9 protein-coding genes are annotated in these 10,976 nt (G+C 54.5%); all 9 read left to right on the top strand.

Annotated elements, in window-relative coordinates:
* The 9 genes from nuoF (at window position 1) to nuoN (ending at window position 10,975) form a co-directional block, all read left to right on the top strand.
* Entirely contained in the window at window positions 1-1,281 is a 1,281-nt protein-coding gene (gene nuoF / locus CSC3H3_RS10315; RefSeq protein ID WP_101271544.1) for an NADH-quinone oxidoreductase subunit NuoF, read from the top strand.
* 27 nt (window positions 1,282-1,308) lie between these two features.
* A complete protein-coding gene (gene nuoG / locus CSC3H3_RS10310) occupies window positions 1,309-3,369 on the top strand; it encodes an NADH-quinone oxidoreductase subunit NuoG (protein WP_101284764.1) in 2,061 nt (686 codons plus the stop codon).
* Window positions 3,370-3,460: 91 nt separating this feature from the next.
* A complete protein-coding gene (gene nuoH / locus CSC3H3_RS10305) occupies window positions 3,461-4,474 on the top strand; it encodes an NADH-quinone oxidoreductase subunit NuoH (RefSeq protein ID WP_101284763.1) in 1,014 nt (337 codons plus the stop codon).
* 31 nt (window positions 4,475-4,505) lie between these two features.
* Window positions 4,506-4,994, top strand: a complete 489-nt coding sequence (gene nuoI / locus CSC3H3_RS10300; protein WP_073954581.1) for an NADH-quinone oxidoreductase subunit NuoI — start codon at window positions 4,506-4,508, stop codon at window positions 4,992-4,994.
* 79 nt (window positions 4,995-5,073) lie between these two features.
* Entirely contained in the window at window positions 5,074-5,682 is a 609-nt protein-coding gene (locus tag CSC3H3_RS10295; RefSeq protein ID WP_101271538.1) for an NADH-quinone oxidoreductase subunit J, read from the top strand.
* Window positions 5,682-5,990 (top strand): NADH-quinone oxidoreductase subunit NuoK, encoded by a 309-nt coding sequence (gene nuoK, locus CSC3H3_RS10290; protein ID WP_022732390.1) that lies wholly within the window; start codon window positions 5,682-5,684, stop codon window positions 5,988-5,990. The genes CSC3H3_RS10295 and nuoK overlap by 1 nt, the downstream gene beginning before the upstream one ends.
* Window positions 5,991-5,999: 9 nt before the next feature.
* Window positions 6,000-8,000 (top strand): NADH-quinone oxidoreductase subunit L, encoded by a 2,001-nt coding sequence (gene nuoL, locus CSC3H3_RS10285; RefSeq protein ID WP_101271536.1) that lies wholly within the window; start codon window positions 6,000-6,002, stop codon window positions 7,998-8,000.
* Window positions 8,001-8,006: 6 nt separating this feature from the next.
* Entirely contained in the window at window positions 8,007-9,524 is a 1,518-nt protein-coding gene (locus CSC3H3_RS10280) for an NADH-quinone oxidoreductase subunit M (protein WP_101284762.1), read from the top strand.
* An 11-nt stretch (window positions 9,525-9,535) separates the two neighbouring features.
* Complete coding sequence (nuoN, locus tag CSC3H3_RS10275) at window positions 9,536-10,975, top strand: NADH-quinone oxidoreductase subunit NuoN (protein WP_425444976.1); 1,440 nt, start codon at window positions 9,536-9,538, stop codon at window positions 10,973-10,975.
* Window position 10,976 lies beyond the last annotated feature (1 nt).

Below are 10,976 nucleotides of genomic sequence, written 5' to 3'. Positions count from 1 at the left end.
ATGCTGCAAGACAAGGATCGCATCTTTACCAACCTGTACGGTTTTCAGGATTTCGGCCTGAAAGCCGCGCAGGCACGTGGTAACTGGGATGGTACCAAGGCTCTGATCGAAAAGGGTCAGGACTGGATCATTGACGAAATGAAGGCATCGGGCATGCGCGGCCGTGGCGGCGCTGGCTTCCCGACCGGTCTGAAATGGTCCTTCATGCCCAAGGAATCGGACGGTCGTCCGCATTACCTGGTTGTGAATGCCGACGAAGGCGAACCGGGTACCTGCAAAGACCGCGAGATCATGCGCAATGATCCGCACACTTTGGTTGAAGGCTGCCTGCTGGCAAGCTTCGCCATGCGTGCCCATGCTGCCTATATCTATATTCGTGGAGAATTTTATCACGAAGCGTCGAACCTGCAGCGTGCGATTGACGAAGCCTATGAAGCTGGCCTGATTGGCAAAAATGCCTGTGGTTCCGGCTGGGATTTCGATCTTTATCTGCATCTTGGTGCCGGTGCCTATATTTGTGGCGAAGAAACAGCGCTGATCGAAAGCCTTGAAGGCAAAAAAGGCCAGCCGCGCCTGAAGCCGCCATTCCCGGCCAATGCCGGTCTGTATGGCTGCCCGACAACGGTTAACAACGTTGAATCGATCGCAGCTGTTCCCGAAATTCTGCGTCGTGGCGGCGCTTGGTTCTCCAGCTTTGGTCGTGAAAAAAACCACGGCACCAAGCTGTTTGCCATTTCCGGCCATGTCGAGAAGCCCTGCACCGTCGAAGAAGCCATGAGCATTCCGCTGCGTGAGCTGATCGAACGCCATTGTGGTGGTGTCCGTGGTGGCTGGGACAACCTTCTTGCTGTTATTCCCGGCGGTTCTTCGGTTCCGGTTCTGACCAAGGAAGTGTGTGACGATGTCCTGATGGATTTCGACGCGCTTCGCGAAGTCGGGTCGGGGCTTGGTACTGCTGCGGTTATCGTGATGGACAAGTCGACTGACATTGTCTACGCGATTGCCCGCCTTTCCGAGTTCTACAAACATGAAAGCTGTGGTCAGTGCACCCCTTGCCGTGAAGGTACGGGCTGGATGATGCGCATGATGCAGCGCATGGTTCGCGGCGAGGCCACACTTGATGAAATCGACCTTTTGTGGGACGTGACCAAACAGGTCGAAGGCCACACCATTTGTGCGCTTGGTGACGCCGCCGCATGGCCGATCCAGGGTTTGATCCGCAATTTCCGTCCCGAAATGGAACGCCGGATCAAGGAATATCGCGCACGGATCGCGGCCTGAGAGAGGCCTGTTGAGAGGGATTGAGACATGCCGAAACTGACAGTTGACGGTATCGAAGTCGAAGTAGAAGCCGGAGCGACAGTTCTTCAGGCCTGTGAAGAAGCGGGTAAGGAAATTCCCCGTTTCTGTTATCACGAGCGTCTGTCTATCGCCGGTAACTGCCGCATGTGCCTGGTGGAAATGGAGCGCGCGCCGAAGCCGGTCGCATCCTGCGCCATGCCGGCAGCCGACGGGATGGTCATCAAAACGGATTCCGACCTTGTTAAAAAGGCACGCAATGGCGTGATGGAATTCCTGCTGATCAACCACCCGCTGGATTGCCCGATTTGTGACCAGGGCGGTGAATGTGACCTTCAGGACCAGGCCATGGCCTATGGTTTTGACGCGTCGCGTTATGCCGAAAAGAAGCGTGCGGTGAAGGACAAGGAACTGGGCCCGATCGTTAAAACGATCATGACCCGTTGCATCCATTGCACCCGTTGCGTTCGTTTCTCCGAGGAAGTTGCCGGTGTTGGCACGATGGGCGCTGTTTACCGCGGTGAAGACACCGAGGTCGGACCGTATATCGAAGCCAGCATCAATTCCGAAATGTCGGGTAACCTTGTTGATCTGTGCCCGGTTGGCGCACTGACCTCCAAGCCCTATGCATTTACGGCGCGCCCGTGGGAATTGAAAAAGACCGATAGCGTCGATGTGATGGATGCCGTTGGCTCCAACATTCGTATCGACGCCCGTGGTTCGGAAGTTCTGCGTGTTCTGCCGCGCCTGAACGAAGACATCAACGAAGAGTGGATTTCGGACAAAACCCGTTACGCCATTGATGGTCTGAAACGTCAGCGTCTGGACCGTCCGTATGTTCGCGTGAATGGCAAACTGGCCCCGGCAAGCTGGGACGAAGCATTTGCCGCGATCAAGGCGAAGGTTTCGGGGCTGGATGGCAAGAAAATTGCCGCCCTTGCCGGTGATACCGTTGATTGCGAATCCATGACTGCCCTAAAAGACCTGATGGGCAAGCTGGGATCTGCCAACCTTGATTGCCGCCAGGATGGTTCCAAGCTTGGTGGTCCGCGTTCTTCCTATATTTTCAACAGCACCATTGCCGGTATCGAAGAAACTGATGCCTGCCTGGTTGTTGGTGCAAATATTCGCGCCGAAGCACCGATCATTAATTCCCGCCTGCGCAAGCGCTGGCGTATGACTGCCGGTGATTTCCGTCTGGGCATTATTGGTGAAAACTGGGATCCGACCTTCAAGCACGATTATCTTGGTGCCGGTTCGGAAACCCTTGCCGATATCCTTGATGGCAAAAACGATTTCTCCAAGGTTCTTGAAGCTGCGGCCAAGCCGATGATCATTCTTGGCATGGGTGCGCTGAACCGTGAAGACGGCGAAGCTGTTCTGGCAACCGCGCGTGCGATTGCTGACAAATACGGTCTGGTTGCTGGTGAATGGAACGGTTTCAACGTTCTGCATACCGCTGCTGCCCGTGTTGGTGGCCTTGACCTTGGCTTTGTGCCGGGCGAGGGCGGTCTGGCAACTGCAGACATTCTTGACGGTGCAGCAAAGGGCGATGTTGAAGTTGTTTATCTGCTGGGTGCAGATGAACTCGACATGTCCAAGCTCGCCAAAGCCTTTGTGATTTACCAGGGTTGCCTTGGTGATGCCGGTGCACAGGTTGCAGATGTTATTCTGCCCGGTGCGGCATACACCGAAAAGAACGGCATCTACGTTAACACGGAAGGCCGCGTTCAGTATGGCTGGCGCGCCGTTTTCCCGGTTGGGGATGCCCGTGAAGACTGGAAGATCATCCGCGCGCTGTCGGCAAGCCTTGGCCTGACCCTGCCTTACGATAACATTGAATCGGTTCGTACCCGCATGGTTGAAATCAACGATGTGTTCGGTTCGGTTAATGTAACGCGTAAAGCGGCATGGGGCGAATTTGGCAAGGCTGGTGTCATGAAGTCGGAAGGCTTTGCTTCGCCGGTTCGCAATTTTTACATGACCGACCCGATCAGCCGGGCATCGGTGACGATGGCAAAATGTACAGAAGCCTTCGTCAAGGATGCGGCTACCGGGAAGGTTGCCTGAGTTCGGGAAACAGGCGGCGGGGAACCGTCGCCTTCTCTCGCTAGGGGGTGTCCCGATGATGGGACCAAACGCAAAAGATACGGTTTGACCGATGGAACTTCTTTGGGACGGATATATTCAGCCAGGAATTTGGATCGTCGCTAAAATCCTGGCGATCGTGCTTCCCTTGCTGATTGCTGTTGCCTATCTCACCTATGCCGAGCGCAAGGTGATTGGCGCCATGCAAATGCGCAAAGGCCCGAACGTCGTTGGGCCTTTTGGCCTGTTGCAGCCGCTGGCAGACGGCCTGAAGCTGTTTTTGAAGGAAACGGTCATTCCGACCAGCGCCAACAAGGTGGTCTTTCTGATCGCCCCGATGTTGACCTTCATTCTCGCACTTGTTGCCTGGGCTGTTATCCCGTTTGGCGAAGGGCTGGTTGTTTCCAACCTTAATGTTGGCATTCTTTACCTGTTCGCCATTTCATCGCTTGGTGTTTACGGCATCGTGATGGCGGGCTGGTCGTCCAACTCCAAATACGCCTTCCTTGGCGCGCTGCGTTCTGCAGCACAGATGGTGTCCTATGAAATTTCGATCGGTCTGATCATTATTTCCGTTCTGCTGACCACCGGGTCGCTGAACCTGACGGACATTGTTCACGCGCAGTCGGGCGGCATCTGGAACTGGAACTTCATTTACCACCTGCCGATGTTCGTGATCTTCATTGTCTCGATCCTGGCAGAAACGAACCGCGCGCCGTTTGACCTTCCGGAAGCGGAAGCCGAGCTTGTGTCGGGTTATAACGTCGATTATTCGGCAATGACCTTCGCGCTGTTCTTCCTTGGTGAATACGCCAACATGATTTTGATGAGCGGCCTTTGCGCTACCCTGTTCCTGGGTGGCTGGCAGGCACCGCTGCCGTTACTGGATTTCATTCCTGGTCCGCTGTGGTTCATCATCAAGATTTGCATGGTTCTGTTCATTTTCCTCTGGGTACGTGCCACTTTCCCGCGTTACCGCTATGACCAGCTGATGCGTCTGGGCTGGAAGGTTTTCCTTCCGCTGTCCTTCGCCTGGGTCATGCTGGTTGCCACGTTCCTGGTTGTTTTCGACAAAATCCCGGCCTGATCGCCGAGCATCGGGAAGAGAGAGGTAAACGATGTCATTTATAGATCGGACGGCCCGGAGTTTCCTGCTGGTGGAACTGCTTTCCGGTATGGCGCTCACCTTCAAATATATGTTCAAGCCGAAGGTGACGCTGAATTACCCGTATGAAAAAGGTCCGCTCAGCCCACGTTTCCGTGGCGAACATGCGCTGCGCCGTTACCCGAACGGGGAAGAGCGCTGCATCGCATGCAAGCTGTGCGAAGCGATCTGCCCGGCGCAGGCCATTACCATCGAGGTAGAGCCGCGTCTTGACGGTTCGCGCCGCACAACGCGCTACGATATCGATATGACGAAATGCATCTATTGCGGTTTCTGTGAAGAAGCCTGCCCGGTGGATGCCATCGTCGAAGGTCCGAACTTCGAGTTCGCAACCGAAAACCGCGAGGAGCTTCTTTACGATAAAGACAAGCTTCTTGAAAATGGCGAGCGTTGGGAAGCCGAGCTTGCTGCACGATTGGAGGCAGACGCACCTTATCGGTAAGTGTCGCGTCTGATCGTTTGGATAAAGTTCATGGATCGCCTTCCGCCAGTGCGGGGGCGTTTCGCCAAGGGGGTACCTTATGGTCGTACAGGCTTTGGCTTTCTATCTGTTTGCCATTATCGCAGTTATTTCTGCCGCAATGGTGGTAACTGTACGCAACCCGGTTCATTCGGTGTTGTTTCTTATTTTGACATTCTTCAACGCCGCAGGGCTTTTTGTTCTGCTTGGTGCTGAATTTCTCGCCATGCTTCTGGTCGTCGTTTATGTCGGCGCGATCGCGGTTCTGTTCATGTTCGTCGTCATGATGCTCGACATTAACTTTGTCGAAATGCGTGAAGGCTTTTTGAGCTATCTGCCGATCGGTGTTCTGGTTGCTGCCGTATTGTTCGTTGAGCTGGCCTTTGTTGGTGGCGGTTGGGTAATGACCGATGCCAAGATGGCGGCGATCGCCCAGCCGGTTCCGGCTGATATGAACAATATCAATGCACTGGGCATGCTTCTTTACACCGACTATGCCTATATCTTCGAGGCAGCAGGTCTGGTGTTGCTGACCGCCATGATTGGTGCAATCGTCCTGACCCTGCGCCATCGTGAAGGTGTACGTCGCCAGAATATTTCCCAGCAGGTCCAGCGCCAGCGCGCCGAGACCCTTGAAATCAAAAAAGTACCGGTCGGTAGGGGGATCTGATGGAAATCGGACTTGCTCATTACCTGACTGTCGCCGCCATCCTGTTTACCCTTGGGATTTTCGGTATCTTCATGAACCGGAAAAACGTCATCATCATCATGATGTCGATCGAACTGATGCTGCTGGCAGTCAACATCAATTTTGTCGCCTTTTCGTCCTTCCTGGGCGATCTGGTCGGCCAGGTTTTCACCATTTTCGTGCTGACTGTTGCGGCTGCTGAAGCGGCGATCGGCCTTGCGATCCTGGTGGTTTATTTCCGTAACCGCGGCACCATCGCGGTTGAAGACATCAACATGATGAAGGGGTAAGGCACAGATATGTACGCTCTGATCGTTTTCCTGCCCCTTATCGCGGCGACCATTGCCGGCCTCATTACCCTGTTCGGGGCAATGAAGACCGCCAATGCACCTGCGGCCCATCATCATGATGATCACCATCACGGGGTTTCCACCACTGACCGTCTGGCACAGCTGGTAACGGTTGCCGGTGTTGTGACTGCAGCGGCCCTTTCGGTTGCGGCATTTATCGATGTCGCGCTGAATGGCAATGCCGTGACGCTGGACCTGTTTACCTGGATCAGCTCGGGTGATTTCACCGCTAACTGGTCGCTGCGTTTCGATACGCTGACCTGTGTGATGCTGATTGTGGTTACCGGCGTTTCGTCGATGGTTCACATCTATTCCATCGGTTACATGTCGCACGATCCCGATAAGCCCCGTTTCATGGCTTATCTGTCGCTGTTTACCTTTGCGATGCTGATGCTTATTACCGCAGACAACCTGATTCAGCTGTTCTTCGGCTGGGAAGGCGTGGGCCTTGCGTCCTACCTTCTGATCGGTTTCTGGTATTCAAAGCCGTCGGCTTCTGCTGCCGCGATGAAGGCGTTCATCGTCAACCGTGTGGGTGACTTTGGTTTCGCGCTGGGTATCTTTGCTGTCTATGTGCTGTTCGGTACCGTCCAGTTCGACACGATATTCTCCAACGCCGAAGAAATCTCGGGTTCGACCCTGGTTTTCCTTGGTCATGAATTCTCTGCACTGAATATCGCCACCTTCCTGCTGTTCATCGGCGCGATGGGTAAGTCGGCCCAGCTTGGCCTGCATACCTGGCTGCCAGATGCGATGGAAGGTCCGACACCGGTTTCCGCACTTATCCACGCGGCAACCATGGTGACGGCCGGTGTCTTCATGGTTGCGCGTCTATCGCCGATCTTTGAATATGCCGAAACCACCCTTGCGATTGTCACGGTTGTTGGTGCGACCACGGCGTTTTTTGCCGCGACCATCGGTTGCGTGCAGAACGACATCAAACGCGTGATTGCCTATTCGACCTGCTCGCAGCTTGGTTACATGTTCTTTGCCTGCGGCGTGTCTGCTTATAGTGCTGGTGTTTTCCACCTCATGACGCACGGCTTTTTCAAGGCACTGCTGTTCCTGAGTGCCGGTTCCGTCATCCACGCCATGTCCGATGAACAGGATATGCGCAAGATGGGCGGTATCTGGAAAATGGTTCCGCTGACCTTTGGTGTCATGATCATTGGTACGCTGGCGATTACCGGGGTTCCGGGCCTTGCGGGCTACTATTCCAAGGACATGATCATTGAAAGCGCGTTTGCGGCACATACCAGCGTTGGCACTTATGCCTTCTGGATGGGCATCATCGCGGCCTTCATGACCTCGTTCTATAGCTGGCGCCTGATTTTCATGACCTTCTTCGGTGCACCGCGCGCCGATGAACGGACCATGGCGCACGTTCATGAAAGCCCGGCTGTCATGACGGTTCCGCTGCTGATCCTGGCTGTTGGTGCTGTCTTTGCGGGCTGGTTTGCCGTGAACTGGTTTGGTGGCAATTACGAAGAAATGCTGTCCTTCTGGAATGGCGCGATCTTTGTTGCTGAAAACCACCAGGCACTTGAACATTCGCACCATGTCCCGGGTTGGGTCAAAATGGCACCGTTTGTTGCCATGATGCTTGGTCTGGCACTTGCTGTTCTGATGTATCGTCTGGTTCCGTCGCTGCCGCGCACGATTGCCAACACCTTCAACGGTGTTTACCGCTTCCTGCTCAACAAATGGTATTTCGACGAACTTTACGATGCCATTTTCGTGAAGCCGGCTTTTGCGCTGGGTCGCGGTTTCTGGAAAGCTGGCGACGGCGCCCTGATCGACGGTGTTGGTCCGGACGGTGTTGCTGCTGCCTGCCGTAACATTGCACGTCGTATCAGCACCCTGCAGAGCGGCTTCGTCTACCACTATGCGTTTGCCATGCTGATCGGCATTGCGGCCTTGGTGTCTTATACAATCTGGAAGATGGGTTAACGGGCGATGAGTGATTGGCCAATTCTTTCGATCATCACTTTTTTACCGCTATTGGGAGCGCTGTTTATCCTCCTGATTCCTGGTGAAGAAGCGAATGTCGCCCGCAATTCGCGCTGGGTCGCGCTGTGGACGTCTGGTTTTACCTTCCTCGCATCGCTGATGCTGTGGATCAACTTTGACACAACAACTGCCGACTTCCAGTTCGTCGAAAAGACGGAATGGATGCCGGGCCTGAATGTGTCCTACCACATGGGTGTGGACGGCATTTCGATGCTGTTCGTCATTCTTGCGACGTTCCTGACGCCGATCTGCATTCTTTCCGCATGGGAAGCGATCCAGAAACGCGTCAAGGAATACATGATCGCTTTCCTGGTTCTTGAAACCATGATGGTTGGCATGTTCAGCTCGCTTGATGCCATGCTGTTCTACATCTTCTTTGAAGGTGTGCTGATCCCGATGTTCATCATCATCGGCGTCTGGGGCGGGCCGCGCCGCGTATATGCAGCATTCAAGCTGTTCCTTTATACGCTGCTGGGTTCGGTTTTGATGCTGGTTGCCCTGATGGCCATGTATTTCGATGCTGGCACCAGCGACATTCCGACGCTGATGACCCACACTTTCAGCTATCAGGCCCAGCTTTGGATGTGGCTTGCATTCTTTGCTTCTTTCGCTGTCAAGGTGCCGATGTGGCCGGTCCACACCTGGCTGCCGGACGCGCACGTGGAAGCACCGACTGCGGGTTCCGTTATTTTGGCTGGCGTTCTGCTGAAAATGGGTGGTTACGGTTTCCTGCGTTTCTCGCTGCCGATGCTGCCGCTGGCATCTGAAACCTTCGCACCGCTTATCTTCACGCTGTCGATCATTGCGATCATCTATACCTCGCTGGTTGCACTGGCGCAGGAAGACATGAAAAAGCTGATTGCTTATTCATCAGTCGCACATATGGGTATCGTGACGGTTGGTGCCTTCACCTTTAACCAGCATGGCCTGGAAGGTTCGATCTTCCAGATGCTGAGCCACGGTGTGGTTTCCGGCGCGCTGTTCCTGTGTGTTGGTGTGGTTTACGACCGTATGCATACCCGCGAAATCGATGCCTATGGTGGCTTGGTTCACCGTATGCCGGGTTACGCAGTATCGTTCATGTTCTTCACGATGGCGTCTGTTGGCCTGCCGGGTACCGGTGGTTTCGTTGGTGAAATCATGACCCTGCTTGGCGCTTTTGAAGCCAACACGTGGGTTGCGTTCTTTGCTTCCACCGGTCTGATCCTTGGTGCGGCATATGCGCTTTTCCTCTATCGCCGGATCGTTTTCGGGGCCCTGACGAAGGAAAACCTGAAAAACATCCTCGATATGAGCCCGCGTGAATGGGCACTGTTCCTCCCGCTTGTGATCGTGGTTCTGTGGATGGGCATCTATCCGAGCTCGTTCCTCGATATCATGCATGCATCGGTTCTGCATTTGGTCAACCAAGTTGAAACGGCACAGGCCGCTGCGGCGAGTGCCGCGCAGCTTGTGGCGAATTAAGGGGAATGAACATGGGAGATTCTATGCTCAACCTCGGGGCGGCTTTGCCCGAAATCTTCATGGCGGCAGCTTCGCTTGCGTTGCTGATGCTTGGCGTGTTCACCGGGAAAGACCGTTCGTTCAGGACGGTCTCTTGGGCGGCCGTTGGTGCGATGATCATTGCCCTGATCCTTGTGGTCATGGGTGAGGGCGGTGCGGCATTTTCCGGCCAGTTCCTGGCTGATCCGTTCGCACGTTTCTGCAAGGTTCTGATCTTGATCGGCTCTGCCGTTGGTGTGATCATGACCATGAAATTCGCCGAACGTGAACGTATGGCACGTTTCGAATTCCCGATCCTGCTGATGCTGGCAACGCTTGGCATGATGGCGATGGTGTCGGCATCCGACATGCTGTCGCTTTATGTCGGTCTCGAATTGCAGAGCCTGGCGCTTTATGTCGTTGCGGCGATCCGTCGTGATACCGTTCGCGCGACAGAATCCGGTCTGAAATATTTCGTTCTGGGTTCGATCGCATCGGGCATGCTGCTGTACGGTATGTCGATGGTGTACGGCTTCACCGGGTCGACCAATTTCAGCGTTATTGGCGATGTCGTCAGCAATGGTGAACTTTCGGTTGGCACCCTGGTTGGTCTGGCGTTTATTTTTGCGGGTCTGTGCTTCAAGGTTTCGGCGGCGCCGTTCCACATGTGGACGCCTGACGTCTATGAAGGCGCACCGACTCCGGTTACGGCTTTCTTTGCTGTTGCACCGAAAATTGCCGGTCTGGCACTGTTTGTTCGTGTTGCCCTTGGCCCGTTTGCCGATGTGGTTAGCGACTGGCAGCAGATCATTGTTCTGGTTTCCATCCTGTCGATGGTTTGGGGTTCTTTTGCAGCCCTGCGCCAGAACAATATCAAACGTCTGATGGCGTATTCTTCAATCGGTCACGTTGGCTTTGCACTGGTCGGCCTTGCGGCTGGCACCGAAGCAGGCGTTCAGGCCATTCTGGTTTATCTTGGCATTTACCTTGTCATGAATCTGGGCACCTTTGCCGTGATCCTGTCGATGCGTCGCCATGACCGGATGGTTGAAGAGATTGCCGATCTTTCGGGCCTGTCGCGCACCAAACCGCTGATGGCTGCTGTTATGGCACTGCTGATGTTCTCGATGGCCGGTATTCCGCCGCTCGCCGGGTTCTTCGGTAAGTTCTATGTCTTCAAGGCTGCTGTTGATGCCGGTCTGGTTACACTGGCTGTTATCGGCCTCGTTACCTCGGTTGTCAGTGCCTATTACTATCTGCGCGTCATCAAGGTCATGTATTTTGATGAGCCGGTTGAAGGCTTTGACCGTAGCGGTACCGAACTCAATGTGATCATGGCGCTTGCCACCATCATTATCCTGGTTTTCGCGTTCTTCCCGAACCCGCTGACCGATAGTGCGGCTGCTGCTGCGTCGGCATTGTTTGGTCATTGAT

Origin of the sequence: Thalassospira marina, from assembly GCF_002844375.1 — a bacterium.
Lineage (GTDB): Bacteria > Pseudomonadota > Alphaproteobacteria > Rhodospirillales > Thalassospiraceae > Thalassospira > Thalassospira marina.
Note: the sequence above shows the minus strand (reverse complement) of the source record. Positions and strands in the feature narration are given on the sequence as shown.